Source organism: Deltaproteobacteria bacterium, assembly GCA_020848745.1.
Lineage (GTDB): Bacteria > Desulfobacterota > Binatia > UTPRO1 > UTPRO1 > UTPRO1.
Window position 1 is genome coordinate 23,651 of the sequence record JADLHM010000059.1, and the last position, 23,996, is coordinate 47,646.

A 23,996-nucleotide genomic window follows, 5' to 3' on the forward strand; every position below is an offset into this window, starting at 1 on the left:
TTCGTTTAGGCACCGGGTCCCGGAAAAGCAAGACAACAGGTCGCGTAGCGTACGCGCGTTCAGCGCGCCGCGCCGAGCGCCTCGAGACAACGCGCGATGTCGTCGTCATCGCAGTAGACGTGCGGCGAGAAACGCACCCCACCGCCGCGCGGGCTCGCGAGCACGCCGGCCGCGCGTAGCTTCCGCACGACGGCCTCCGGCGTGTCGCCGACGCCGATGGTCGTGATACCGGCGCATTCGTGCGCTCCATCCGGACTCACCAGGCGGAACCCGCGCCCGACGAGCGCGGCACGCAAGGTCGTCGTCACCGCGAGCACCCGCCGTTCGATCGCATCGACTCCGAGCTCCAACATCAGATCGATGGCCGCGCCGAGCGCGTGGATCGCGAGGAAGTTGGAGCTGCCGCACTCGAACTTCTGCGCGTCCGCCTTGAGCTCGAAGTGATACGGCAGGTACCGACTCGCGTCGACGACGCTCTTCCAGCCGATCCGCTGCGGCACGAGGCGATCCAGCCATCGTCGCGACACATACAGCAGGCCGCACCCCTCCGGCGCGCAGAGCCACTTGTGTCCGTCGGCCGAGAGCGCATCGATGCCGTCGCGCTCGACGTCGATCCGCACCGCCCCCAGCGCCTGGATGGCGTCGACGCAGAAGAGCACCCCGCGACGCCGGCAGAGCTCGGCGATGGCGGCCAGCGGTCGGCGATGGCCGGTCGCGAAGTCGACGGCGCTCACGCTCACGATCCGGGTCGTGCCGTCGACGAGCGCGGCGACCGCCTCGACGGTCAAGCGGCCGTCGACCGTCGGCGCGAGCCGGGTTTCCACACCGAGCCGGCGGAGCGCCCACCACGGGTAGACGTTGGCGGGAAACTCACCGTCGACCGCCACCACCGAGTCGCCGGCCCGCCAATCCAGGGCGGTCGCGATGCTGGAGAGACCGTCCGAGGTGCTGGCGACGAAGGCGACCTCCTCGGGCGACGCGCCGATCAGCCGCGCCGCCCCCGCCCGCACCGCCTCGGCGCGGGCCTCCCACGCCGGATAGTGCAGCCGAGCGAAGTCCCGAGCGTCGGCCACGAATGTCGCGACGGCGTCCGCCACGCGACGGGACACGGGCGCGACCCCCGCGTGGTCGAAGTACACGCAGGCCCCGATCACGGGAAACTGCTCACGGCCGAGCGCGCCGCCAGTCGTCGCGGAGAAAATTGCCATCGCCGGCGGCGCACTATGCTACACTCTCGCGTCATGGAGAAGCCGACGCCGGTCGCGAGTCCCGCCCTCCACGAGTTCTTTCTCACCACGACGCGGCACTGTTTCCACGAGCTCGCCGTCGGCGACGACACGGTGGTCGCCTATGTCGCGGCCGTGCTGACCGAGTTCGCGCGCAGCGATCGCCTCTACACGTTGCGCACCGCCCGCGGACGCGCCGTCGATGGCGTCGTCGACATGCGGCGCGCCGCCGACTACGCCGGGGCGATGCGGGCCCGTGCCGCTCGCAAGTACGTCGGCGACTACACCCTGTTCATGACGGGCCTCTTTCGCACGCACGTCGCGAGCCGCGGCGCCCTCGACTACTACGTCGAGGAGGGGCAGCGCTCCTATCGCGCCGTCTCCGCGCTCGACCTCTCCCTCTTCCGAACCGGCTTCCTGCTCTTCGAGCAGCTCGCGAAGAACTTCGAGGACTATTCCGGCGCGCTCGACTACATGCGCAAGGCGCACTTCGCACGACAGCCGGGCCCGAGCCCCTTCGCGCAATTCCTGAAGAACGTGGAGGGCTGGGTGCGCACGGGTCTCTCCGATAACTGACGCGACCCAGCTCACCGTGTCGGGCGACGGCCTGCGGCTCGACCGCTTCCTCGCCACGCACGGCCCCCTCGCGGGACGCGGACGGCGCGACCTCGCCGCGATCCTGGCCCGCGGTCTCGTGCGCGTGAACGGCAAGCGCGCGCGCAAAGGCACGATGCTGCGTGCCGGTGACCTCGTGACCGTCGGCGCCGCGACCGGCGACACGGAGCCCGCCGCGAGCGCCGCCGGCCCCGAGCTCGCCATCGTCCACCTCGACGACGCGATCGTCGCCGTCGACAAGCCTCCCGGCCTACCGACGACACGCGGAGCGTCGGAGGCACCGAGCCTCGCGGCGGCGCTCTGCGTCCGCTTCCCCGAGATGGCCGCCATCGACGCACGTCACGCCGGACTGGTCCATCGACTCGACACCGGGACTTCGGGAGTCCTCGTCGCCGCGCGATCGCTCGAGCACTCCACGCGGCTGCGTGCCGCGTTCGCGGCCAAGCGCGTCGCCAAGGAGTACCTGGCGGTCGTGCGCGGTCGCATCGAGACGCCGGCGAAGATCGATCGCCCGCTCGCGCGTCATCCTCGGAGCCGCCGCCGCATGGTGATCGCCCACGCCACCGCCCGCGCCTGGTCGGCGGAGACCGCGGTCGTACCCATCGGCGGGGACGCGCGCTTCACCCTCGTCCGGCTGTCCATGCGGACCGGCGTCACCCACCAGCTGCGCGTGCACCTCGCGGCCCTCGGCCATCCGATCGTCGGCGACACGCGCTACGGCGGCGCGGCGGCGGCGCCGGAGCGTAGCGACCTCGGCATCGAGCCTCCGACGTGGCACTTCCTCCATGCCCGGGCGCTCGCGTTCGACGACGACGGCCTGGCGCCGTCGCTCGCCGCGGCCTTTCCGGAGCACTGGCGCCGCCTTTTCGCGGCGCGCGGCTGGACGCCGCCGGACGCCTGAGGCGCGGCGGCCCTCAGGCCGCCGCTTGGCGGCCCTTGGGGCTCTTGTCCTTGCCGTCCTTGTTCGTCGGCGGCTTGGTGCTGCAGGGGCCGCACAGGTTGCGGACGTTGTCGGGATCTTCGAGCAATCCGTCGTCCACGTTGTGGCAGACCTTCGCGCACTCCGCGCAGATGAAATAGATGCCTTCGATCGTCTTGTTGATGCGCTCCCGATTCAGGATGCGGCCGCGCAGCTTCTGAATACGGATGCCGAGGAGATCTTCGTACTGCCGCTTGATCTTGCGTCGGCCCGCTTCGTCCTTGGGAAGCTCTTCTTCGCTGGACGCGACCGCGCTTTCGTCCTCGTCGAAGATGTTGAAGCCCTTCTTCGACTTCTCCTTCTTGACCTTCTTGGCCATGGCCCGTTTACCCTCCGGGACGCCAACAAAAAATCCGGCGACAGCGGCGCTATCAGCCGGACCCGTGGCGCGTTCTCCTCGACCCGAAGTACACCAGCGTCCCAGCATGGTCAATGCAGCGTCGCCGTTTCGCGCGCAGGCCGCGGCTCCCGGCGGGCGCGGCTTGTCGCTCTCGCGACCCGGTGGTAGCGTCCCGCGGTTTCGAGCACCCGCCGCGATGCACGTCCGTCTCGAACCGCAAGGCAAGCAGCTCACCCTCGCCGGGCGCCGGCGCGTCGGCGATCTCGTCCAGTCGCTCGGCATCGTCGCGGGGACCGTCCTGGTCATCCGCGGCGACGAACTCCTGACCGACGACGAGTTCGTCGACGACGCCGACTCGATCGAGCTGCGTGCCGTCATCTCCGGAGGTGCCGCGTGAAGTGCAAGCGGTGCGCCGAGAAGGCGATCGTCCAGCTCCGCAGCCACAATACGGCCTTCTGCAAACCGTGCTTCGTCTTCTTCTTCCAGCGCGGAGTCGAGCGTGCGATCACGCGCGAAGCGATGTTCAGCCACGAGGAGCGCATCCTCGTCGCCGTCTCCGGCGGCAAGGACAGCCTGGCGCTCTGGGACGCGCTGGTGAACCTCGGCTACGAGACCGAGGGCCTGTATCTGGGCCTCGGCATCGGCGACTATTCGAGCGCCTCCGAACGCAAGACGCGCGCGTTCGCCGAACGGCGCGGCCTCCGGCTGCGGGTCGTCGCGCTCGACGAGACCGAGGACGGTCTCGGCATCCCGTCGGTCGCGGCGGCGACCCGCCGCCCGCCCTGCTCGGCCTGCGGAACCTTCAAGCGCCACCACTTCGACCGTGCCGCCCTGGCGGGAGGCTTCGCCGTGCTGGCGACCGGCCACAACCTCGACGACGAAGCCGCACGCCTCCTCGGCAACGTCATGCATTGGCAGCTCCCCTATCTCGCCAAGCAGCGACCGGTACTGACGCCGACCCACCCCCGCTTCGTGCGCAAAGTACGTCCGCTCTATCGGACGAGCGAGCTCGAGAGCGCGACCTACGCCTTCCTGCGCGGTATCGACTACGTCGTCGAGGAATGCCCGAACAGCCGCGGCGCGACCCAGCTCGTCTACAAGGACCTGCTGAACCGCCTCGAGCACACGATGCCGGGAAGCAAGCTCGCCTTCCTCGCCGATTTCCTGAGCCGCGGATCGCCGCTCTTCGCGACCGCGCCGGAAGCGGCGGACCTCGGCGAGTGCGAGCGCTGCGGCATGCCGTCGGCGGGCGAGATCTGTGGCTACTGCCGCCTGGTCGCCGAGGTCGGGCGCAGGCGCGCGCAGGCGGTGGCGCATTCCTGAGCCGATCGTGACGCCGCAGGAGGAGTCGGCCCCGGACGCGAGCCGTGCGCTCTTGCGCGCAGGGGACTCCGTCCTCTTCATCGACCGCAAAGCACGGCAGTATCTCCGTACGCTCCGTCCCGGCAAGCGCGTCAACGTCCGCGGGGCGACTTTCGCAGCCGAGGATCTGATCGGGCTGCCGGAGGGCACGGTCCTCCGGAGCTCCACCGGCGAGTACCTCCAGATTTTCCGACCGACCTACGCGCAGCTGATCCCGAACCTGCCGCGCCAGGCCCAGGTCATCTACCCGAAGGACGTCGGCACGATCGTGATGTGGGGCGACATCCATCCGGGCGCGCACGTCATCGAGGTCGGCGCCGGCCCCGGGGCGACCGCGATCGCGCTCCTGCGCGCCATCGGACCGACCGGGACGCTCACGACCTACGAGCTCCGCGAGGAGTTCGCGACGATGGCGCGGGACAACGTCACGCGTTTCCACGGTCCGGCGCCGCAATGGACGATCAAGCTCCGCGATGCCTACGAAGGCTTCGACGAAACCGAGGTCGACCGCATGGTGATCGATCTCTCCGAGCCGTGGCGCGTGGTGCCGCACGCCGCACGCGCGCTCCGACCGGGCGGCGTCTTCATCGGATTCACCCCGACCGTGCTGCAACTGAAGCAGCTCGTCGACGAGCTGCGGGCGGGACCGTTCGCGGCCATCGAGGCGCTCGAGTCGCTCCAGCGCGGATGGCACGTGAAAGATCGCAGCGTCCGGCCCGAGCATCGCATGGTCGCGCACAGCGGCTTCCTCGTCTTCGCGCGCCGTCTCGCCGCCATGCCGTCGTCCTCGACCGACGTCGCGCCGGGCGCCTGACGCCCCGATTTCGTTGACATCATTTCGCGCGCTGGTGTAGCGTCCGCCGTTAGTCGCGATGCACGCGTGAGGTCGACGGGATGACCAAGGAAGATCTTCGCCGGAAGGTCTGGCAGCTGCTGGAGCACCATGCGGCGCAGCGTTTCCCGGGCGCCCGCGGACGCATTCCCAACTTCGTCGGCTCGGAGCGCGCAGCCACCCGCCTCGCCGAGCTCGCCGTCTGGAAGAAGGCGCGCACCATCAAGATGAGCCCCGACGCTCCGCAACTCGCGGTGCGCCGTCGCGCGCTCCTCGACGGCAAGGTCGTCTATCTCGCCGTTCCCGCCCTGCGCGCCGAGAAGTGCTTCATCGAGCTCGATCCGAAGCGTCTCGGCCGACGGGCATCGATGGCTGCGAGCCTGCTCGGCGCCGCGAAATACGGCCGCGCCGTCAGCGCCCGCGAGATCCGCGCCATCGATCTCGTGGTCTGCGGATCGGTCGCCGTCCGGCGCGACGGCACGCGTGTCGGCAAGGGCGGCGGCTTCGTCGACCTCGAGTACGCGCTGCTCCGCGAGGAGGGCAAGCTCAAGGAGACGACCCCGATCGTCACCACGGTCCATCCGCTGCAGATCGTCACCGAGAAGGTCGCCATGCTGGCGCACGACATCCCGCTCGACTTCCTCGTGACGCCCTTCGAGGTGGTGGCGACACGCCCCGCCTTCCCGCGGCCGCGCGGCGTCTACTGGGACCTCCTCAAAGCCGCGCGCATCGAAGCCATCCCGTCGCTCCGCAAACGTCTGAAGCAGAGCTCGCCGGACCTTCCCTCCCGCCGGCTGTAGCGCGGCGAGCGGCGGCTCCCGCTCAGCGTTCGCCCGGCCAGCGCACCGCGATCGCGGTCCCGATCACGGTCGCGAACCCCAAGAGCAGGACGAGGCCGTTCAGCTGTACCGCACGACGGTGCAATCGATCGAACTCGTCCCGGATCGCCGGATCGCCGGGCGCGCGGTGGAGCGCGGGACGGAGCACGCGGGCGCGCGGGCTCACCACGGCACCGGCATACGCGGTCGCGGCCAGCATCACGACCAGCATCGGCACGACCGCGCGCCACAGTGGCGCGCCCGCCGAACGCCGCCGCATCCAGATCGCGACCACGAGCGCCACGGCACCGACCACCGTCGTGAACGCGTAGTAGAATGGGAACACCTGCCCCATCACCGTACCGGCCGTCTCGCTCGGCACGGAGCGGAACACGGCCGGTGCGACCAGGAACGACACCGCGACCAGGGCGCCGAGCCAGAGCGAGAGCGCCAGCTGGAAGGCGATCTTCGCGAACGTCGGCATCGGCATCGGCGTCACTGCAACGAGGGCGTCGTACCCGACGCGAGGGCGCGGCGGCCGGCGAATCCTTCGTCGGGCGCATGCCAGAAGCCGATGGACTTCTCCCCATATTGCCAACAGAGGAGCGCCGGGCGTCCCTCGACCTCCGCCGGGAAATCCACCAGGCCGAAGTCGATGCCCTTGAACTCGCAACCGAGCTTCTCGATCTCCGCGATGCCGCGCTCGATCTCCGACACGTACGGCCCGAGATCCGGGCGGACGCGCAACACGTCGACCGTCGTCCGCACGGCGGGCTCCGACTCCGCCTCGCTCACCGCCCTCCGCACCACGAGCGCCGTGCGCTGGAGTCGCTCCATGAGCATCTCGAGGCGCGGGATCAACGCGTTCGCCTCGTCGACCGTGAACCGGCGCATCGACACGCCCGTCCTCTAGACCAGTTTCGCGAACGCGTCGAGATTATCTCGATGTTCCGCACGGTTCGGGGTTGTCCGGGTGGAGGCCGTGTACTACTCTGCCCGCTCGACCGCAGCGGGTGCGCTCGGAATCGAGGTGGCGGCAATGGCGAGCGGCGAAGAGTTCGATCCCGAAAAGTCGGCGCAGGAACCGGGAGAGCAGAAGTTCTTCGGGTTCGAGGAGGACGTGAGCGGTATTCACGTCCCGAGCGAGCTCCCGATCCTTCCCTTGCGCGGCGTCGTGGTCTTTCCGTCGGCGATCGCCCCGCTCCTGATATCGCGCGGCGCCTCGCTCAAGCTCGTCGAGGACGCGCTGAACGGCGACCGCATCCTCGGCCTCGCCGCGCAGAAAAACGCCGAGAGCGAGAACCCGGGCACCGACGCCCTGTATTCGCGCGGCACCGCCGGCCGCATCCTCAAGATGTTGAAGTATCCCGACGGCAGCGTCCGCATCCTCGTCCAGGGGCTCCGTCGCATCGAGATCCAGCACTACACGCGCCGCGAGCCCTACTTCGTGGCGCAGGTCCGGCTTCTGAGCGAGATCCCCGAGGCGTCCGCGGAGATCGAGACCGCGCAGGGACACATGGTCCAGCAGTTCTCGAAGTTCGTCTCGATGATCCCCTACCTGCCCGACGAGCTGCAGGTGGTCGTCAACAACATCAAGGATCCGAGCAAGGTCACGGACCTGATCGCGTCGAACCTCAACATCTCGCTCGAGGAGAAGCAGGATCTCCTCAACACGCTCGAGCTGCGCGCACGGGTCGAGAAGCTCGGGGCGATCCTCAATCGCGAGATCGAGCTTCTCGAGCTCGGACACAAGATCCAGTCGCAGGTGCAGACCGAGCTCAACAAGAACCAGAAAGAGTTCTATCTGCGCCAGCAGATGAAGGCGATCCAGCGCGAGCTCGGCGAGGGCGACTCGCGGAGCGCGGAGATCGACGAGCTGCGCCAGAAGATCGCCGACGCCAACATGCCGGAGGAGGCGCGCAAGGCCGCCGAGAACGAGCTCGAGCGCCTGCGCATCATCCCACCGGAGTCGGCGGAGCACACCGTCGTCCGCACCTACCTCGAGTGGCTCGTGAACATGCCGTGGGCGACCTCCACCGAGGACAACCTCGACATCCCCCACGCCCGCAGCGTCCTCGACGAGGACCACTTCGACCTCGAGAAAGTGAAGGACCGCATCCTCGAGTACCTCGCGGTGCGGAAACTGCGGAAGGATCCGAAGGGACCGATCCTCTGCTTCGCCGGGCCGCCCGGCGTCGGCAAGACCTCGCTCGGGCGGTCGATCGCGAAGGCCATGGAGCGGAAGTTCATCCGTCTCTCGCTCGGCGGCGTGCGCGACGAGGCGGAGATCCGCGGCCACCGCCGGACCTACATCGGCTCGCTGCCCGGCCGCATCATCCAAAGCCTCCGCACGGCAGGCTCGAACAACCCGATGATCATGCTCGACGAGATCGACAAGCTCGGCGGCGACTTCCGCGGCGATCCCGCCTCGGCGCTCCTCGAGGTGCTCGACCCCGAACAGAATCACGCCTTCGTCGATCACTATCTCGACGTGCCGGTGGACCTCTCGAAGGTCATGTGGGTGACCACCGCCAACTACCTGGATCCGATCCCGCCCGCGCTCCTCGACCGCATGGAGGTGCTCGAGCTCTCCGGCTACATCGAAGAGGAGAAGCTGCAGATCTCCTGGCGCCACCTGATCCCGAAGCAGATCCGCGAGAACGGCCTCACCGACGCCAACATCGCGTTCACCGAGGACGGGCTCCTCAAGATCATCCGCAGCTACACCCGCGAGGCCGGCCTGCGGAACCTGGAGCGCGAGATCGGCCGCGTCTGCCGCAAGGTCGCGCGCGCGGTGACCGAAGGGCAGTCCGAGCGCGTCACGATCTCGCCCGAGAAGGTCCGGGAGTTCCTCGGGCCCGAGCGCTTCTTCGCCGAGGTCGCCGAGCGCAGCGGCGAACCCGGCGTCGCGACCGGCCTCGCGTACACGCCGAACGGCGGCGACATCCTCTTCATCGAGTCGACCAAGATGGGCGGCAAGAAGGGGCTCACCCTGACCGGCCACCTCGGCGAGGTGATGAAGGAGTCGGCCCAGGCCGCGTTGAGCTACATCCGCGCCCGTGCCGATCGCCTCGGCATCGCGCCCGACTTCTTCGAGAACTGCGACCTCCATATCCACGTGCCGGCCGGGGCCGTGCCGAAGGACGGCCCGTCGGCGGGGGTCACGATCGCGACCTCGCTCGCCTCGCTGCTCACCGGACGGCCGGTGAAACACGCGCTCGCGATGACGGGCGAAATCACCCTCCGCGGCAAGGTCATGCCCGTCGGCGGCATCAAGGAGAAGGTGCTCGCCGCCAAGCGCGCCGGGATCACCACGGTCGTCCTGCCGCGGTTGAACCACAAGGACCTCGAGGACATCCCGGAGACCGTGCGGCAGGAGATGCAGTTCCAGTTCGTCGACACGATCGCGGAGGCGCTGGACTTCGCCCTCGAGCCGGCCGGCACAGTCGACGACGCCGAGCCCGCGCGCGCGGCGAATCTCTGACGTCGACGCCGCGCATCCTGATGGCGGCGTCCGAGATGACGCCGTTCGCCGCGACCGGCGGACTCGGCGACGTACTCGCCGCGCTGCCGCCCGCGCTCGCCGCGCTCGGCGCGCGGGTCCACGTCGTCCTGCCGGCGTATCGCACGGCGACGATCGCCGGCGCCGACACGTCGACCTATGCCAGCCTCCTGGTGCCGCACCCCGACGGCGTGCGCGAGATCGGCCTCCGCACGCTCCGCCACCGCGATGTTGCCGTCTCCTTCGTCGTCGCCGACGACCATTTCGCGCGTGACGGCCTCTACGGCGACGCCCACGGCGACTACGGCGACAACGCGGCGCGCTTTGCGTTCTACGCGCACGCCGTGGCCGCCCTCGCGGCGCGGCTCGACCCGCCGCCCGACGTCGTGCACTGCCACGACTGGCAGGCCGGGCTCGTCCCCGCCCTCCTGCGCACCGCGGATGAGCCGCGGCTCGCCGGGCTGCCGACCGTCTTCACCATCCACAACCTCGGGTACCAGGGGATCTTCGGCGCCGAGGTGTGGCCGACCCTCGGCCTCGATCGCCGCTTCTTCGATACGGCGCATCTCGAGTTCCACGGTTTCGTCAATTTCCTGAAGGCGGGCCTCGTCTTCGCCGATCGCCTCACGACCGTGAGCCCGCGCTACGCGCAGGAGATCCGGACTCCCGAACACGGTCACGGGCTCGACGGAGTGCTGCGCGAGCGCCGCGGCGTCCTGCGCGGCATCCTGAACGGCATCGACACGACCCGCTGGGATCCCGCGCACGATTCCTTCCTGGCGGCGGCCTACGACGCGGACGATCTCGCGGGCAAGGCCGAATGCAAGGCGCGCCTGCAGCGCGATTTCGACCTGCCGATCCGCGCCCGCGTGCCGCTCATCGGCATGGTCACCCGCCTCGCCGAGCAGAAGGGGCTCGACATCCTCGCCGCCGCCCTGCCCGTCCTCCTCGCCGAGGATCTCCAGATCATCGTGCTCGGGCGCGGCGACGAGCGCTACGAGCGCTGGCTCGCCGACGCCGGTCGGCGCAACCCGACGCGCCTCGCCGTGCGCCTGGCGTTCGACGAAGGGCTCTCGCATCACGTGGAGGCCGGCGCCGACGCCTTCCTCATGCCCTCCCGCTACGAGCCTTGCGGCCTGAACCAGATGTACAGCCTGCGATACGGCACGGTGCCCATCGTGCGCGCGACCGGCGGCCTCGACGACACGATCGACGACGTCGACGCCGCCCCCGAGCGGGGCACCGGCTTCAAGTTCGTCGAGTACTCTCCCGATGCGCTGATCGGCGCGGTGCGCCGTGCCCTCGCCCGCTATGCCGACGCCGCCGCCTGGCGGCGCATCATGCGCGAAGGCATGCGACGTGATCACTCGTGGCGGCGGGCCGCCCTCGCCTATCTCGACCTCTACCGCGACGCCATCGCGGGCCGTTGACCCTCCCGGAGGTCGGATCGACCCGGAAATTTCTGCCACATGCCGCCCCGACGCGCGGCCGTACGCCGACTTGGCGAGCGGCACCGGCCTTGCTTCCGTAGGTCCCTGGGAGGAATCGATCGTGCGCATTGGATCAAATCATTCGTGCTCGTCCGCGACCGAGACCCGTCGTCGCGTCGTCTCACCGCAGACCGACAGCGGCTTCGCCGGCGCCCTCGCGTCCGCAGTGGAAAGCGGCGACGGCGAGAGCGGCGGCGGCACCGGCCGGAAGCCCGAGCTCTCGGCGGCGACGTATCGCCTCTTCGCGGCCGTCGCGATCGAACGCGGCGACACGGTGCATGCCGACCATTTTCGGGCTCGCGCCGCGGACGCGCGCGAAGCGGGGATCCCTCTGCATCCGTCCGGCGTGCTCTCCGACACCGGACGATGGGACTACACCGAAGACGCCGCCGCGATCCCAGAGACCGGGCACTTCGACACGGCGACAGGGCAAGGCGTCCGGACCTTCATCCCGTACAACACCACGCGCGACCGCAACGCGGAGGCCCCGAGCGGCGCCGAAGCGCCGCACGATTGCCCGCCGGCGGCCGCGAGGTCGACCGGACTCGCGAGCAGCGGGCTCCGCGGCGCGCAGACGACGCGCGCAACCGCCCACCCCGAGCTCGACGCCCTCCTCGCCACGCTCGCGAGCTAGGGCGGGCGCCGGGCTCCAGAGTCTAGGAGACGAACGCCCGCTCGATCACGTAGTGTCCGGCTCCGCCGCTCGAGCCCTCGCGAAAGCCGCGCGCCTCGAGGATGTCCGCCGTGTCGCGCAGCATCGGCGTGCTGCCGCAGATCATCACCCGGTCGTCGTCGGGAGCGAGCGCCGGCATCCCGAGATCGGCGGCGAGCTGCCCGGTCTCGATGAGGTGCGTGATCCGACCCCGGTGCTCGAACGCCTCGCGGGTGACCGTCGGGTAGTACCGCAGCTTGGCGCGCACCTCCTCGCCGATCAGCTCGTTTGCCGGGAGCTCCCGGCGAATGTAGTCGGAGTATCCGAGCTCCGAGACCGTACGGACGCCGTGCACCACGACGACCTCCTCGAAGCGCCCGTACACCTCGGGGTCGCGGATCAGACTCATGAAGGGCGCGAGCCCGGTGCCGGTACCGAGCAGATAGAGGCGCCGACCAGGCAAGAGGTTCGTCAGCACGAGCGTACCGGTCGGCTTGCGACTCACGTAGACGGCGTCACCGGGGCGGATGCGCGCCAGCCGTGAGGTCAGCGGTCCGTTCGGTACCTTGATGCTGTAGAACTCGAGATGGTCCTCGTAGTGCGCGCTCGCCACGCTGTACGCGCGCAGCAGCGGGCGGCCCTCCACCTCGAGGCCCATCATGAGGAAATGGCCGCTCCGGAACCGGAGGCCGGGGTCGCGGGTGGTCGTGAAGCTGAACAGCCGGTCGTTCCAGTGATGCACGCTCAGGACGCGTTCCTGACTCAGATGGCTCATGGAGCGACCGTACGCGACTGTACTTCATCGGTAAAACGGGATATTCCGATGATACTCTTCGGGTCCGCCGATATGCGCTTCACCCTGCGCCAGCTCGAGGTCTTCCTCGCGATCGCCCGCGCCGGCAGCGTCAGCCGGGCGGGCGACGAGCTCGCGATGTCGCAGTCGGCCGTGAGCGGCGCGCTCGCCGACCTGGAGCGTCAATTCGACGTCCGGCTCTTCGACCGGATCGGCAAGCGCCTCCGCCTGAGCGACGTCGGCCGCGCGCTCCGCGCCCGCGCCGAGGGCCTCTGGGACGAGGCGCGCGAGCTCGAGACCGCGCTCGTCCGCCACGCCGACGGCGCGTGCCTGCGCGTCGGCGCCACCCTCACCATCGGGAACTACGTGGCGGTCCCGCTCATGGCGCGCTTCATGCGCGAGAAGGCCGGATCGCTCGTCCGGCTCGACCTCGCCAACACCGAGGAGATCGCCCGCCGCGTAGCGAACTTCGAGATCGACGTCGGCCTGATCGAGGGCGAACTCGTCCATCCGGAGCTGGTGGTCACGCCGTTCCGCGACGACGAGCTGGTCGTCTTCTCCGCCCCGACCCATCCGCTCGCGAAGAGGCGCGTCCTCGGCGACGCCGACCTCGTACGCGCGGCCTGGATCGTCCGCGAGCACGGCTCCGGCACGCGGCAGACCTTCGATCGCGCCATGACCGGCATCCTCCCCGAGCTCCGCATCACCCTCGAGCTGCCGCACACCGAGGTCATCAAGCGGGCCGTCGAAGCCGGGCTCGGACTCGGCTGCGTGGCGCGGCTCGCGCTCGAGGACGCCTTCCGCGCGAAGACGTTGAAGCCGCGCCCGGTCCCGCATCGTGACTTCCGGCGCCGCTTCTACACCGTCCTCCACCGCCAGAAGCACGTCGGCACCGAGCTCCGGCGGTGGCTCGCCCTCCTGCGCTCGGACGCCGTCGTCGAGAGCGCGAGCGCCCCCGCCCCACGGACCGACGCCGACGCGGCGCCGGACGACGGCGCGCGTCGCTAGTGAACCTCTGCGCAGATGGTTCCCGGCTGCGTAGAGCTTCTAGGCGCGGAGGCCGGCGCGGCAGACGGCGGCGAGCTCCGCGGGGGTCGCGATCTCGACGTCGGCGCCGGCACCGCGAACCGCCGCGCCGTTGAAGCCCCACAACACCGCGCAGGTGGCGATCGCGGCGTTCCGCCCGGTCGCGACGTCGACGGCGGAGTCGCCGACCATGAGGGTCGCCGCCGGCGCCACGCCGACCGCCTCGACGAGCTGCCGGAGGCCCGTGGGATCGGGCTTGCGGACCGGCAGCGTGTCGCCACCGATCAGCCGCGGGCAGAGCGCCTCGAGATCGAGCCCGGCCAGGATCTTCGCGCTCATGTCGGCCGGCTTGTTCGTGAGCACCGAAAAGACCGCTCCCTCCCCAGCCAACCGTTCGAGCACGGCGCGGAGCCCCGGGTAGACGTCGGCGTGATCGAGGAGGTGCTCGCGGTACCACGGCATGAAGATATCGAGGCCCGCTTCGACGCGGTCGCCGTGCGCCGCGCCAAGCGCGCGCTCGAGCAGCACGCGTGCCCCGTTACCGACGTAGCCGAGGAGCGTCCGCGGGTCCTCGGGCGGGAGCCCGAGCGCGCCGAGCGCCACGTTCACCCCCGCCGCCAGGTCGTCCTTGGTGTCGACGAGCGTGCCGTCGAGATCGAGGACGACGTGGCGGAACGCCAACGTCGACGCCACGCCGGCTCAGCCGTCGCCGCGAGCGGTCCGCGGCACCGCGCTCAGGCCGAGAAGGACGACCCGCAACCGCAGGTCCGCGTCGCCTTCGGGTTCTCGAACTTGAACCCCGAGCCGTGCAGCCCGGTCACGTAGTCGATGATGGTGCCGTCCAGGTACTCGCGAGACGCCGGATCGATCACCACCCGCACATCCTCGAAGGTGAAGATCGCGTCGTCGTCCTTCGGTTCGTCGAAGCCCATCGTGTAGGAGAAGCCGGAGCAGCCCCCTCCCACGACGCCGAGCCGGAGCGCCTTCCCGGGGCCCGCGCCTTCCTTCTGCATGGCGGCGCGCACCTTCTGGACGGCGTGCTCGGTCAGGACGATCGGCTCGAACGTGGTCGTTTCGCTCATGGCAGGCACCGTAAACGCGACCTCGGGGCGAGTCAATTCGACGGGCGGGGACGCCCGTGCGTCCCCGCCCGCCCACACCACCGTTCAGGCGCGAAGCGCCTGCCCCCCCGCCAGCCCCAGGAAGTCGCCGACCGGCGGCACCTGCGCCTCCGCCGCCATCGGGATGGGCCCGAGACGCTCGCCGCCCTCGCCGAGCGTGAGATTGGCCCGCGACTCGCGCTTGCGCTTCAGCTTCTCGAGAAGCGTCGTGCGGTTCAGCTGCAGCAGCCGCGCCGCCTCCTTCTTGTTGCCGCGGCTGATGTCGAGCGCGCGGGCGATGATGCGGTCCTCGATCGACTCCATCTCGCGGTAGAAGTCGATGCCGCGACCGTCGAAGTCCCAGGGCGGCGGCGTCCAGCCGCTCGTCGCGCCGTCGCCCGCCATGCGGCCGTGGAGCTTCGGCGGCAGATGCTCCGGGCGGATGACGCCGTCGGTCGGCCCGAGGACCACGAGCTGCTCGAGCAGGTTCTTGAGCTCGCGCACGTTGCCGGGCCACTGGTAGGCCGCGAGCACCTCCATCGCCTCCGGCGAGACCTCGAAGCGTGGCAGACCCTTCGCCGTGTGGAGCTGGTTCAGGAACCAGTCGACGAGGAGCGGAATGTCCTCGCGCCGCGCGCGCAGCGGCGGCACCTCGATCGGCACGACGCGCAGGCGATAGTAGAGGTCCTCGCGGAACTGTCGGTCCGCGACCGCCTCCTCGAGGTTCCGGTTCGTCGCCGCGACGACCCGCACGTCGACCTGCTGGGTGCTCACGCCGCCGACCGCCTCGAACTGGCCGTTCTCGAGGACGCGCAGGAGCTTGACCTGCAGCTTCGTGCTCATGTCGCCGACCTCGTCGAGGAAGATGGTCCCGCCGTCGGCGAGCTTGAAGCGTCCGACCCGCGAAGTCACCGCGCCCGTGAAGGCGCCGCGCTCGTGGCCGAACATCTCGCTCTCGAGGAGGTCCTCGGGGATCGCGCCGCAGTGCACGGGGACGAGGCGCTGCGCGTGGCGGCGGCTCTGCGAGTGGATCGCCTGCGCGACGAGCTCCTTGCCGGTCCCACTCTCGCCGGTGATGAGCACGGTCACTCCGGTCGGCGCCACGCGCCGAATCACCTCGAAGATCGCCTGCATCCGTGGATGCCTGCCGATGATGCCGGCGAACCCGGTCACCGCGTCGGCTTCGTCTCGCACTTCGTCCTCCGCCACCGTCTGCTCCCCGTCCCGTGCGTCCATGTGCCCTCCCAGGCTTTGCGAGTTGTCGGCGCGACCGCGTGCGCGCGGTCAGACGCTTGAGCAAGCCTGGTGCCAGAATCTTGAACCGACCGTTCCGGAGGCGAAGAGTCACGCGAGGATGCCGGAATCACAGCGAAAAGGAGACGGAACCCTGACACCTCCGCGATGGAGCGATGGAGAGGAGGACGAGTCGAACGCGTACAGTTTTGTCGCGCTCCGTTCGATTTTCGGCGGTCGAGAGGTCCGGCGGGTCAGCTTTCCGCCGCGGCGGAGGGAGGCGGCGCGCAGACGCGGTAGGAAGGGTCGCAGCGTCCGTCTTCGAGGACCAGCTGGCGCGACCGGCGCGTGCGGACGTCCACCACGACCGGTGCCATCAGATTGACGGTCATGCCGAGCGGGTCCGGCGGAATGGTGACGATGACGAATAGGGCGACGTCCGCCGCATCGGTTCCAAGGACGCGCGCCGCGAGATCCAGCGGAGCCCGGTAGTCCGGCACGAGGCGCGCCGGCTCGGCGACGGCGAACGCGACGTCCGGATCGTCGAGGCAGAGCATCCACTTGAACGGCGAGCCCGGCCGGTGGTCCAGGATCACGAAGCGGCGCGCCTTCGGGAAGCCGATCAGCCCTTGCGGGAACTGCAACACCCGATCGACGGGCACGTCGAGCTCGCCGAACCGCGAGGACCGGACGTGGACCACCTCGGGCTCGGACACGCGCCGCACTGACACCATCTCCTCAGCCACGCTTGCCATCAGCATACGCCTCCCATGCCCGTACCGCGTCGGTGAGCCGATCCGGATCCGCGAGCCGCGCTTCGCGGTTGCGACCCTCGATGGCGAGGAAGACCTCCTCGCGAAAGATCCGGACGTCCGGCGGCGCCGCGAGGCCGAGGCGCACCTGACCGCCGCGCACCTCCAGCACCTGCAACGTCACCTCGTCGCCGATCCGGATACGTTCGCCGACCTTCCGTGTCAGGACCAGCATGGCGCCCTCCTTGGCCCATTCCCATCCGCCGCCCGGCCTACAACCGCAGGAAGTCGAGAATCGACGTCTGCAGCAGCGAGGTGCCCGCGGTGAGCGTCGCCTGCAACGCGTTCTGCACCTGCGCGAGCTCGGTGATCGTCTCGGTGAGATCCGCATCCTCCACGGCGCCTATCAACGCCTTGTTGGTGCTGATCGCGCCCGCGATCTCGGCGTTGCGCGTCTGCAGCCGCGCCAGCCGTCCGCCGACGCTCGCGCGCTCCTGGCGGATGTCCTCGGCCGCGCTCTCGAGCGCGGTGAGATGCGCGCTCGGCTCGGTCCCGGATTCGAGCGTCTGCCGCAGGTCGTCGAGCGCCGCGAGCGCGGAGCCGAACACGTCGCCTCCGTTCGTGGTGACGCGCACCGTCTCGTCGCGCGCCGTCCGCACCACGAACGGCTCGGTCGCGCCCGTGTACGCCGTCGCCGGCGAGAACCCCGGCGCGTCGAAGCTCGCGAAGGGCGGTCCGGAGCTCGCGAGGCCCCCGAAGACGTACCGCCCGGCGACCGTCGTGTTGCCGAGCGAGAGGAGTCCGCGCTCGAGCTCCTGCACCTCCTCGGCGGCCGTCTGCCGGGTCTCCGGCGTGACGAGGCTGCTGCTCAACCCGACCGCGATCTCGCGCGCGCGGACCAGAATGTCGTGGACCTGCCCGAGGACGCCGTCCTCGGCGCCGAGCGTCGTCGTCGCGAGCGCGACGCTGCCGCGATAGGCGTCGAGCTCCTTCGCCTCGCCGCGCAAGCTCGTCGAGCGGGCGGCGCCGACCGGGTCGTCGCTGGCCTCGCGGAGCCGCTTCTGCGAGCTCAGCGCGTTCTGCGCGTCCGCCTGCTGCCGGCGCAGCCGGCTCACGGAGTACGTGAAATCGGCGATCAGCGTGCGCTCGGTGACCCGTCCGACCATCAGGACACCAGCCCGAGGAGATCGTCGAGCATCTGATTGCTGACGCTGATGAGCTGCGCCGACGCCTGGTAGCCGCGCTGGAAGCGGATGAGGTTGGTGAACTCCTCGTCGAGGCTCACGCCCGAAACCGCCTCGCGCTGCGCGCCGAGCGCCGCGGAGACGTTCTGCTCGATGGTCGCCTGCTGCTCGGCGCGCCGCGCGTCCTGCCCGACCCGCGCATGCAGGGTTCCGAAGTACGCGCCGAGCGTGCTGCCGCCGAGCGCGGGGAACGTCTGTTGCGCGATCGCGCCGAAGGCGAGCGCGTTGGTGTTGTCGGCGGGGTTGGCGCCCTGCGCCGCCGCGATCGCACGCGGATCCGAGAGCGCGACCCGCAGGTCGGCGGCGCCGGTGCCCGAAAAGAACGCCGTGCCGACGTTGCCGTCGAGATCGCGGCCGGCCGCGTTCGTCTGCACCGCGTTCACGGCGTCGCGGAGCGTCGTCGCGAGCAGGTCGAGTCGTCCCGCGTCGTCCGCGATCGTCTGATCGCGGAGGGCGAGCGCCGTGCCGATCGTGCCGCCGATGTCGCCCGCAAGGCTGATCACACTGCCGTCGCGGGCCATGATGCCGATCCGCGAGAGCGGGTTGCCGTCGAGACCGAGCGCCGCGAGATCGCGCTCCGTCGTGAGCGTCGCCGCGTCGGCGCCGATCACGAGCCCCTGGCCCGACGCGGCAAAGACGTTCACGCCGCCGTTCTCGACCTCGACGACCTGGACGGAAAGCTGCTTGGCGAGCTCCCCGAGCGCCGCCTGCCGCTGGTCGCGGAGGTCGTTGCTCTCGCGACCCGCGCAGTCGGCCGCGACGATCTCGCGGTTCAGCTGCGCGATGGTCTGCAGGGTCCCGTTGGCATCCGACGCCGCCTGGCCGAGCCGGTCGTCGGCCTCGCGCTGCAGCACCTGAAGGCCGCCGGCCGCGTTACGAAGCTGTCCGGCGAGCGTCGCCCCCGCCTCGATGAGCTCGTTGCGGGCGGCGAGATCCTGCGGACTGTCCGCGACCGCGTTGGCCGTCGCGAAGAACTCCGCGAGCGCGTCGCCGATGCCTTCGTCGCCGACCGGGAAGAGCGCCTGGACCCGGTCGAGCAACTCCCGTCCCGTCGTGGCGCCGCCGAGCGCGGACGCCGCCGAGAGCATGCGGGCGTCGAGGAGCCCGTCGACGGACCGCAGCACCGACTCGACCACCACCCCCGTGCCGAAGCCGCGATCGTCCGGACGGCTGGCGTGCAGCACCGGCGTCTGCCGGCTGTAGCCGGGCGTGTTGACGTTCGCGATGTTGTGACCGGTGACGCCGAGGGCGCGCTGGTTGGCGAGCAGGCCCTGCTTCCCGATCGTGAGCGGCGCGAAGATCGACACGTCAGGCGCTCCACCGCGCGCCGGCCGACGAAAGGGCCTGGCCCGTGAGCGCGGCGCGGCCGTCGTAGCGGCTGTCGGAGCGCTCGCGCCGCATGACGGCGAGCAGGTCCGTGACCTGCGCGAGCGCCGCGCGGACGACGCCCTCGTTGATGTGCTGCGCGCGCCGCACCGCCTCGGCGTCGCGCGCCGTCTCCGCGATCTCGCGGCCGAGCGCCGGATCCCCGGCCGCGAGCTCGGCGAGCGAGCGCCCCGCCTCCGCGAGGTGGCGGCGGCGCAGCTTCGCGACGCGCTCCCACTCCGCCTGCAGGATCTCGCGCTCGCGCAGGCACGCGAGCAGCGCGGCGTGGTCGTAGGTCGCGGCCGCCGTCCGCTCCGCTTCGAGGAGCGGCGCCAGCCGGCCGCAGCATGCGCGCTCGGCGGCGAGGAGGCTCGCGACGGTCGACGAGACGGCGTCAGGCATGGCTCACCCGAGGAGGTCGCGCGCGAGCTCCCCGAGGAGACGCTCGGCCACGGCCCGGGGATCCGGCGCGTACGTCCCGGTCGCGATCCGGTCGCGCAGCGCCGCCACGTTGTCCACGTCGACCACCGACGCATCGCCGATCTCGGCCTTGAGGCGTTGCCGCAGGCGCGCCGCCTCCGACAGCTGCACGCGGTCGGCGATCCTGCCGCCGGCCGCGGGCGTCGCCGACTCGGCACCCTCGGCCGGTCCGGAGATCTCGCCCGCCCCGGGAATCGTCGTCGTCGGTCTGCGCGTGACTCTCATCGGATCTCCCGAGCCCCGTTCGAGCGGGCTCGGTCAGGATATCGTCCGGGGATCGGCGGGACTTGAATCCCGGATGCCCGTCGGTCGCCCGGCCTCACGTCGTCCCCGCGGACGGCGCCGCGGCCCCGAGCACGGTCGTCCCCTCACCGAGAAGCGCCGTCGGATCGACGGCTTGCCCGCCACGGCTCGCGGCGAAGTGGAGGTGCGGTCCGCTTGCCCGGCCGCTCGAGCCCACCGTCGCGACCACCTCGCCGGCGACAACATGTTGACCCGCACGGACGAGCGTTCGTTCCGCATGCGCATAGCTGGTGACCAGACCATCCGCATGGCGCACCTCGACCATCCGCCCGGCGCCGCCGCGCCGCCAGCCGCTGAAGACCACCTCGCCGTCGGCCACGGTGCGGATCTCGGTGCCCCGTGGCGCCGCGACGTCGATCCCGGCGTGGAACTTGGGCTTCCCGGTGAACGGATCGCTCCGCATGCCGAACGGCGAGCTGATCGCGCCCGCCGCCGGCGCCGCCGCCGCCGTGTTCGGCGCAGCCGCGGCCGCGCGGACGCTCCCCACGGTGGACGCGGTCCGCCCGAGCGTCCGCGCCGCGACCGGATCGGCGCCCGTCCCGGCCGAAGCCGCCGACCCACCCGCCTGCGCGGTGGTCGTCCCGGGATGCTGCCGCTCGATCTGCGCGACGATCTGCTCCGCGATCCCGAGTCCGCCCTTCGCCGCCAGACTCCGCGCCACCTCCTGGTCGAACGCGCCGTCGAGCATCTTCCGGTTCGTCGACGCCTCCAGCATCCCCGATTCCGGCACGGTCTTCCGCATCGCGCTGATCACCTGCGCGAGCAGCACCGCCTCGAACTCCTTCGCCACCGCCTCCGGAGACTTCCCGGAAAGCCGCCGCCGCGTCTCGTCCCCCGGCGGCGACGTCGGCACGAACACCGCAGCCGCAGAGATCGGATCACCCATGACGGCACCGGCCTTCTTCGGATTCGGTACCGACCTCGGATTCGGCACCGCCCGCGGGACGCGTGAGACGTGTCCAGCTGCAAGGCGCGAGGAAGCGAGGGCGGAGGCGTAGCGGAGCTACGCCGCACAACCGAGCGCCCGAGCAACGCAGCAGATGGGCACGTATCGCGTGTCCCGCACGCGTCACATGATCTCCAGGTCGGCGTCGAGCGCGCCCGCGCTCTTGATCGCCTGCAGCACCGCGATCAGATCCTGCGGCGTGACCCCCAGCGCATTCAGCCCGTTCACGAGGTCGCGCAGGCTGACGCCGCCGCGGAAGAGATTCAGGCGCTCGGCGGCGCCTTCCTGCACCTGCACCGTGCTGTCGGGCACGACGACCGTCCGGCCTTCGGAGAACGGTGCCGGCTGCGAGACGCCGAGGTCGACCTTCACGGTCACCTGCAGCGCGCCGTGCGCGATGCCGACCGGCGCGATGCGGACGTCTTCGCCCATGATCACCGTACCGGTTCGCTCGTTCACGATGACGCGCGCCCGCCGATCCGGCTGCACGTTCAACGTCTCGATGCCGGCGAGGAGCGCCATCACCTGCTCCTGGCTCGCGGTCGGCTCGAGGCGGACCTCCACGGTGCCCGGATCGCGCGTGCTGGCGGCGCCGGTCCCGAGGAAGCCGTTCACCACCGACGCGACCCGCGTCGCCGTCGTGAAGTCGGCCTCGTGGAGGCTCAAGCGGACGAGGCCGTCGGCGCCGAGCAGCACGGGCACCTCGCGCTCGACGAGGGCGCCGCCCGTGATGACGCCGACCGTCGGATGCCCGCTCTGCGCCTCGGCCCCGGGGGCCGACGCGCTGTAGCCGCCGCCGAGCGACACGCCGCCCTGCGCGACCGCGTACACCTGCTGATCGCCGCCGAAGAGCGGCGTCATGACCAGCGTACCGCCGCGCAGCGACTTGGCGTCGCCGATCGACGAGATCTGCACGTCGACGCGGCTTCCGGAGCGCGCGAACGGCGGCAGGGTCGCCGTCACCACGACCGCCGCCGCGTTCTTCACGCGGACCTGGCGGGGATCGATCGTGACCTGGACGCCGCGCCGGCGCAGCATGCTCAGGATGCTCTGCACCGTGAAGATCGACTGCTGACCGTCGCCGGTGCCGTCGAGGCCGACGACCACGCCGTAGCCGGTGAGCTGGTTCCCGCGCACGCCTTCGACGCTCGCGATGTCCTTGATGCGCGCCGCCGCGGCGGGACGCGCCGCGACGAGCCCGGCGACCAGCGCCACGAGGACCGAGATGTGGACGCGGCGACGCATCAGAATGGCCACACGACGTCGAGCAGCCAGTACCCCCAGCCCGGGCTCTGCTTCACGCCGAGCGTCCCGACGCCGTAGTAGTCGACGCGCGCGTCGGCGAGGCGGGTCGACAACACCTGGTTCTGCGAGTCGATGTCCTCGGGGCGGACCCAGCCCTGGACGACGATGTGCTGGTCCTCCTTGTTGACCGACACGATCTTGTCCCCCTGCACCCACAGATTCCCGTTCGGCGACACCGCCTTCACGACCGCGGTCATGCGCGCTTTGAGCCGGCCCTTGCGGTTCGTCGATCCCTCGCCGTCGAAGGTGCGCGCCGTCGACGCCTTGATGAGCTGCGTCGGATCGATGCTCGGGTTGTTCTCCTGCAGCGCCTGGGGAAACCCGAAGAACTGCTCGAAGTTCGCGAAGACCTCGCTCTCCGTGGAGGTCGAGGTCTCGGCCTCCTTGGAGCCGTCGGCGTCCTCCGTGATGACGATCGTGAGGAGATCGCCCGCGAACCGCGCCTTCACGTCGGCGAACAGATAGTTCGCGCTCACCTCGTCGCGCCAGAGCGAGCCGGTCGTCCGTTGCAGCGGCGACGGCACCGCCGGGGGCGGCGGCTCGGTCGGGAGCGGATCCCTCTTGAGGTACATCTGCACGCAGCCGCTCGCGAGGCATGCCGTGGCCGCGGCCAGCGCGGCCGCCGCACGGCGGCCCCACGCCGCCCGTCGAGCGACGCGCCGCTCAGCGTACGACCAGGACGACGCCATGCTCGATCACCTTTCCCGCCACCGTCTGCCTCGACGCGCGATTCATCACCTTGATGCCGGCGCCGACGGCGCCCGGCTCGAGCGCCTCGCCGGCGACCGTCAGCTTCATCGCCGCGGTCTCCACGATCATCGTCACCAGATCGCCCTTCTTCACCACGACCGGCGGCGCGAGCGCCGTCCGCGGCAGGGGTGCGTCGGCGGCGAGCGCCACCTTCGTCTCCATCCCGATCGCCTCCTCCACCTCGGTGAGCGCGTCGTCCGGCACGTCGTGCCGGTCGCGCTCGACGACCGCGAGGTCGCCCGGGCCGAGCACCGTGCCGCGCGGCAGCGGCTGCTTGGCCACGACCACGCTCCCGCGCGCGTCGGTGCGCGCCGTCACCGGCACGGTCGCCAGCACGGCCCCGTCGTTCACGAGCTGCACGTCGAAGCGTCGGCGCCCCGCGCGCCCGTGCGACGAGGTCGACACCCGCGCCTCGTAGCCCCCGGCCGGAATGCGCACCGGCCCCGCGACCTCGAGGTCGCGGATCGTCTCGCCGGCCGGCAGCGCGTCGCGCGCGACGTTCATCACCGCCGTGCGGATCTCGTCGACGCTCACCTCGCGCGCCTCGCGCTCGACGCGCACCGTGGCGGGAATGACGTAGCGCGTGGCGCTGGCGTCCATGCCGGCCTCTTCGAGCCGGCGCAGGATCGCCTCGCCGTCGAGGCGGCGCGGCGCGCTCGCCGTCGGCGCCGGGCCGAGATCGACGTCCGCGAGCGCGACGGCGCCGCCCTCGAGCGCGGCCAGATCCGCGAGCTTGATGGTCGGGCCGGACACGACCGCGGTGCGCTTCACCGTGATCCGCCCCGGCTCGCCGCCGCGCGCCACGCCGGGAGCGATCACGGCGAGCCCGAGCAGGAGCCCGCCGGTGGCGATCGCCGCCCTGTGCCTCAGCCGCGCCGTCACG

At 70.8% G+C, this 23,996-nt stretch carries 28 protein-coding genes; 10 read left to right on the top strand and 18 right to left on the bottom strand.

Going from position 1 to position 23,996, the window contains the following annotated elements; all coding sequences use genetic code 11:
* Nucleotides 1–59: 59 nt before the first annotated feature.
* Nucleotides 60–1,208 carry an aminotransferase class V-fold PLP-dependent enzyme gene (locus tag IT293_09190; GenBank protein ID MCC6764823.1) on the bottom strand — a complete coding sequence of 383 codons (1,149 nt, stop codon included), beginning with the start codon at nucleotides 1,206–1,208 and terminating at the stop codon, nucleotides 60–62.
* Between the two features lie 33 nt (nucleotides 1,209–1,241).
* Between IT293_09190 and IT293_09195 the strand changes: the two genes are divergently transcribed.
* Complete coding sequence (locus IT293_09195) at nucleotides 1,242–1,802, top strand: hypothetical protein (protein ID MCC6764824.1); 561 nt, start codon at nucleotides 1,242–1,244, stop codon at nucleotides 1,800–1,802.
* A gap of 16 nt (nucleotides 1,803–1,818) precedes the next feature.
* Nucleotides 1,819–2,742: an RluA family pseudouridine synthase gene (locus tag IT293_09200; protein ID MCC6764825.1), complete on the top strand. Its 924-nt coding sequence runs from the start codon at nucleotides 1,819–1,821 to the stop codon at nucleotides 2,740–2,742.
* Nucleotides 2,743–2,755: 13 nt separating this feature from the next.
* Here IT293_09200 and IT293_09205 read toward each other — a convergent pair whose 3' ends face one another.
* Entirely contained in the window at nucleotides 2,756–3,139 is a 384-nt protein-coding gene (locus tag IT293_09205; GenBank protein MCC6764826.1) for a hypothetical protein, read from the bottom strand.
* A 217-nt stretch (nucleotides 3,140–3,356) separates the two neighbouring features.
* Between IT293_09205 and IT293_09210 the strand changes: the two genes are divergently transcribed.
* The 4 genes from IT293_09210 (at nucleotide 3,357) to IT293_09225 (ending at nucleotide 6,154) form a co-directional block, all read left to right on the top strand.
* A complete protein-coding gene (locus tag IT293_09210; protein ID MCC6764827.1) occupies nucleotides 3,357–3,557 on the top strand; it encodes a thiamine biosynthesis protein ThiS in 201 nt (66 codons plus the stop codon).
* Complete coding sequence (locus IT293_09215; protein ID MCC6764828.1) at nucleotides 3,554–4,483, top strand: TIGR00269 family protein; 930 nt, start codon at nucleotides 3,554–3,556, stop codon at nucleotides 4,481–4,483. The genes IT293_09210 and IT293_09215 overlap by 4 nt, the downstream gene beginning before the upstream one ends.
* Nucleotides 4,484–4,490: 7 nt before the next feature.
* Nucleotides 4,491–5,336 (top strand): tRNA (adenine-N1)-methyltransferase, encoded by an 846-nt coding sequence (locus IT293_09220; GenBank protein ID MCC6764829.1) that lies wholly within the window; start codon nucleotides 4,491–4,493, stop codon nucleotides 5,334–5,336.
* Between the two features lie 80 nt (nucleotides 5,337–5,416).
* Nucleotides 5,417–6,154 carry a 5-formyltetrahydrofolate cyclo-ligase gene (locus IT293_09225; GenBank protein MCC6764830.1) on the top strand — a complete coding sequence of 246 codons (738 nt, stop codon included), beginning with the start codon at nucleotides 5,417–5,419 and terminating at the stop codon, nucleotides 6,152–6,154.
* A gap of 22 nt (nucleotides 6,155–6,176) precedes the next feature.
* On the opposite strand, the gene IT293_09230 is transcribed toward IT293_09225, so the two are convergent.
* Together IT293_09230 and IT293_09235 are read right to left on the bottom strand one after the other, a co-directional pair.
* Entirely contained in the window at nucleotides 6,177–6,662 is a 486-nt protein-coding gene (locus tag IT293_09230; protein MCC6764831.1) for a DUF4149 domain-containing protein, read from the bottom strand.
* A 5-nt stretch (nucleotides 6,663–6,667) separates the two neighbouring features.
* Nucleotides 6,668–7,072, bottom strand: coding sequence for a DUF2203 domain-containing protein (locus tag IT293_09235; GenBank protein MCC6764832.1), 405 nt, complete (start codon nucleotides 7,070–7,072; stop codon nucleotides 6,668–6,670).
* Nucleotides 7,073–7,211: 139 nt separating this feature from the next.
* Here IT293_09235 and lon point away from each other — a divergent pair, with 139 nt between their 5' ends.
* From lon to IT293_09250, 3 genes are all read left to right on the top strand, one after another.
* Nucleotides 7,212–9,656, top strand: a complete 2,445-nt coding sequence (gene lon, locus IT293_09240) for an endopeptidase La (protein ID MCC6764833.1) — start codon at nucleotides 7,212–7,214, stop codon at nucleotides 9,654–9,656.
* A gap of 20 nt (nucleotides 9,657–9,676) precedes the next feature.
* Nucleotides 9,677–11,104, top strand: coding sequence for a glycogen synthase GlgA (glgA, locus tag IT293_09245; protein MCC6764834.1), 1,428 nt, complete (start codon nucleotides 9,677–9,679; stop codon nucleotides 11,102–11,104).
* A 121-nt stretch (nucleotides 11,105–11,225) separates the two neighbouring features.
* Nucleotides 11,226–11,798, top strand: a complete 573-nt coding sequence (locus tag IT293_09250) for a hypothetical protein (GenBank protein MCC6764835.1) — start codon at nucleotides 11,226–11,228, stop codon at nucleotides 11,796–11,798.
* A 22-nt stretch (nucleotides 11,799–11,820) separates the two neighbouring features.
* Here the strand turns inward: IT293_09250 and IT293_09255 are convergent, their stop codons facing one another.
* Nucleotides 11,821–12,591 (bottom strand): ferredoxin--NADP reductase, encoded by a 771-nt coding sequence (locus IT293_09255; GenBank protein ID MCC6764836.1) that lies wholly within the window; start codon nucleotides 12,589–12,591, stop codon nucleotides 11,821–11,823.
* Between the two features lie 72 nt (nucleotides 12,592–12,663).
* On the opposite strand from IT293_09255, the gene IT293_09260 reads away from it, so the two are divergent.
* A complete protein-coding gene (locus tag IT293_09260) occupies nucleotides 12,664–13,617 on the top strand; it encodes a LysR family transcriptional regulator (GenBank protein MCC6764837.1) in 954 nt (317 codons plus the stop codon).
* Nucleotides 13,618–13,656: 39 nt separating this feature from the next.
* Here IT293_09260 and IT293_09265 read toward each other — a convergent pair whose 3' ends face one another.
* The 13 genes from IT293_09265 to flgA all read right to left on the bottom strand — a co-directional run bounded on the left by IT293_09265 (nucleotide 13,657) and on the right by flgA (nucleotide 23,995).
* Nucleotides 13,657–14,316 (bottom strand): HAD-IA family hydrolase, encoded by a 660-nt coding sequence (locus tag IT293_09265; GenBank protein ID MCC6764838.1) that lies wholly within the window; start codon nucleotides 14,314–14,316, stop codon nucleotides 13,657–13,659.
* 53 nt (nucleotides 14,317–14,369) lie between these two features.
* Nucleotides 14,370–14,717 (bottom strand): iron-sulfur cluster assembly accessory protein, encoded by a 348-nt coding sequence (locus IT293_09270; GenBank protein ID MCC6764839.1) that lies wholly within the window; start codon nucleotides 14,715–14,717, stop codon nucleotides 14,370–14,372.
* An 84-nt stretch (nucleotides 14,718–14,801) separates the two neighbouring features.
* On the bottom strand, nucleotides 14,802–15,971 hold the full coding sequence (locus tag IT293_09275) for a sigma-54-dependent Fis family transcriptional regulator (GenBank protein MCC6764840.1): 1,170 nt from the start codon (nucleotides 15,969–15,971) through the stop codon (nucleotides 14,802–14,804).
* A gap of 251 nt (nucleotides 15,972–16,222) precedes the next feature.
* Nucleotides 16,223–16,723 carry a flagellar assembly protein FliW gene (fliW, locus tag IT293_09280; protein ID MCC6764841.1) on the bottom strand — a complete coding sequence of 167 codons (501 nt, stop codon included), beginning with the start codon at nucleotides 16,721–16,723 and terminating at the stop codon, nucleotides 16,223–16,225.
* A complete protein-coding gene (gene csrA / locus IT293_09285) occupies nucleotides 16,707–16,955 on the bottom strand; it encodes a carbon storage regulator CsrA (protein ID MCC6764842.1) in 249 nt (82 codons plus the stop codon). Before csrA ends, fliW begins: the two co-directional genes overlap by 17 nt.
* A gap of 37 nt (nucleotides 16,956–16,992) precedes the next feature.
* Nucleotides 16,993–17,886, bottom strand: a complete 894-nt coding sequence (gene flgL / locus IT293_09290) for a flagellar hook-associated protein FlgL (protein MCC6764843.1) — start codon at nucleotides 17,884–17,886, stop codon at nucleotides 16,993–16,995.
* Nucleotides 17,886–19,271 carry a flagellar hook-associated protein FlgK gene (flgK, locus tag IT293_09295; GenBank protein ID MCC6764844.1) on the bottom strand — a complete coding sequence of 462 codons (1,386 nt, stop codon included), beginning with the start codon at nucleotides 19,269–19,271 and terminating at the stop codon, nucleotides 17,886–17,888. Before flgK ends, flgL begins: the two co-directional genes overlap by 1 nt.
* 1 nt (nucleotide 19,272) lies before the next feature.
* A complete protein-coding gene (gene flgN, locus IT293_09300; GenBank protein ID MCC6764845.1) occupies nucleotides 19,273–19,731 on the bottom strand; it encodes a flagellar export chaperone FlgN in 459 nt (152 codons plus the stop codon).
* A gap of 3 nt (nucleotides 19,732–19,734) precedes the next feature.
* Entirely contained in the window at nucleotides 19,735–20,034 is a 300-nt protein-coding gene (flgM, locus tag IT293_09305) for a flagellar biosynthesis anti-sigma factor FlgM (GenBank protein ID MCC6764846.1), read from the bottom strand.
* A gap of 94 nt (nucleotides 20,035–20,128) precedes the next feature.
* The gene (locus IT293_09310; GenBank protein MCC6764847.1) at nucleotides 20,129–20,827 is read right to left on the bottom strand and encodes a peptidoglycan DD-metalloendopeptidase family protein; all 699 of its coding nucleotides are present in this window, start codon (nucleotides 20,825–20,827) and stop codon (nucleotides 20,129–20,131) included.
* Nucleotides 20,828–21,181: 354 nt separating this feature from the next.
* Nucleotides 21,182–22,303, bottom strand: a complete 1,122-nt coding sequence (locus tag IT293_09315) for a flagellar basal body P-ring protein FlgI (protein MCC6764848.1) — start codon at nucleotides 22,301–22,303, stop codon at nucleotides 21,182–21,184.
* Nucleotides 22,303–23,052, bottom strand: a complete 750-nt coding sequence (locus IT293_09320; GenBank protein MCC6764849.1) for a flagellar basal body L-ring protein FlgH — start codon at nucleotides 23,050–23,052, stop codon at nucleotides 22,303–22,305. Before IT293_09320 ends, IT293_09315 begins: the two co-directional genes overlap by 1 nt.
* Nucleotides 23,027–23,995: a flagellar basal body P-ring formation protein FlgA gene (flgA, locus tag IT293_09325; GenBank protein ID MCC6764850.1), complete on the bottom strand. Its 969-nt coding sequence runs from the start codon at nucleotides 23,993–23,995 to the stop codon at nucleotides 23,027–23,029. Before flgA ends, IT293_09320 begins: the two co-directional genes overlap by 26 nt.
* Between the last annotated feature and the right edge of the window lies 1 nt (nucleotide 23,996).